Genomic DNA, 299 nt, shown 5'->3' on the forward strand with positions numbered 1-299 from the left:
TCAGTCCTTCTTTTTGCTTTTTTGTGTCTGGAAAATCCAAATTCGCAAAAATGGGACTGAGTTTCTTTGATACTCCTACCATTTTGAAAAGTCATTTAGCTGTATTGATGCAACAACATGGATTCATTTACTACAAAGAAGAACATTACCTAACTTTCGAAGGAATACTTTATCGAATGAGAACGGGATGTCCGTGGCGGGATTTACCCGAGGAATTCGGAAAATGGAATACCCTTTTTAAGCGTTTCAATGCCTGGTCAAAAAAAGGGGTTTTTGAGCTATTATTCAAATTGTTATCT

Annotated in this window: 1 protein-coding gene; it reads left to right on the plus strand. The window is 36.5% G+C overall.

The window, feature by feature from the left end:
- Window positions 1-50: 50 nt before the first annotated feature.
- Window positions 51-299 (plus strand): transposase (locus Xedl_RS20155; RefSeq protein WP_208605119.1); only part of this gene is annotated, 249 nt, incomplete at its 3' end.

This window comes from Xenorhabdus eapokensis (assembly GCF_001908105.1).